Origin of the sequence: Geobacillus sp. WSUCF1 (genome assembly GCF_000422025.1) — a bacterium.
Taxonomy (GTDB): domain Bacteria; phylum Bacillota; class Bacilli; order Bacillales; family Anoxybacillaceae; genus Geobacillus; species Geobacillus zalihae.
This window is the reverse complement of record NZ_ATCO01000344.1, coordinates 1-440: the sequence shown is the minus strand read 5'-3', so window position 1 is coordinate 440 and position 440 is coordinate 1. Positions and strand designations below refer to the sequence as shown.

The 440-nt window shown below is 49.1% G+C and carries 1 pseudogene; it reads right to left on the bottom strand.

The annotated features are described in order from the left end of the window. Positions 1–129: 129 nt before the first annotated feature. Positions 130–402 (bottom strand): annotated as a pseudogene (locus I656_RS0117490) (ABC transporter permease subunit); the annotation flags it as partial. Between the last annotated feature and the right edge of the window lie 38 nt (positions 403–440).

Below are 440 nucleotides of genomic sequence, written 5' to 3'. Positions count from 1 at the left end.
TTTGGTGGCAGCTTTTTTTTCGCGCGGCATATCCATGAAAAAAAAAGCTGCCACCAAAGGAGGACAACCCTCCGTTTGGCGAACAGCCCCTTCTTGTCATGACCGGAAAACCGTTGTACAAAACGTCCGTTATTTTCCGCCCGTGAACGAAATTCCTTTGATGAAGTAGCGGTTGAAAAAGACGTAAATGACCAACACCGGCAGCGTAAACACCATGGATGCCGCCATAATGTAGTTCCAATAGCTGATGTACTGTCCTTTGAAGCTATTGAGGCCAAGCGGCAACGTAAACAGCTGTCGATCGGACAAAATAATGAGTGGGCGCATGAAATCGTTCCACGAACCCATGAAGACGAAAATGGCCTGAGCCGCCAGAGCTGGACGAGCGAGCGGCAATGTCATGCCCAACAATTGCACTTTGTCAACTACCCCCACTTAGC